The 233-nt window shown below is 38.6% G+C and carries 1 pseudogene; it reads right to left on the reverse strand.

Annotation, left to right across the window (positions count from 1 at the left end):
* Window positions 1–233 (reverse strand): annotated as a pseudogene (locus AAEZ18_RS19745) (GAF domain-containing protein); the annotation flags it as partial.

Below are 233 nucleotides of genomic sequence, written 5' to 3' on the forward strand. Positions count from 1 at the left end.
GCTTAGTGAGGTGTCGTAAGCCTCACCACCAATAATTACATATAAATAGCCTTGTAGCTTATCTTGATTAAATACTGGCGCGGCTGAAAATATTTTTTGTTGCTCTTTATTACGAGGATTGTCACCATAAATAGGAGCAGCGCTTGGGTCGTTAATCAGCCTTTTTAAAGGCGTTAAACTAATATGCGTGCGTTTAACTTTACCCGGCTTTGCTGAGTAAGTAAGAATTTTTC

Origin of the sequence: Pseudoalteromonas sp. 19-MNA-CIBAN-0066 (assembly GCF_040308705.1) — a bacterium.
In the GTDB taxonomy this organism is placed as follows: domain Bacteria; phylum Pseudomonadota; class Gammaproteobacteria; order Enterobacterales; family Alteromonadaceae; genus Pseudoalteromonas; species Pseudoalteromonas nigrifaciens.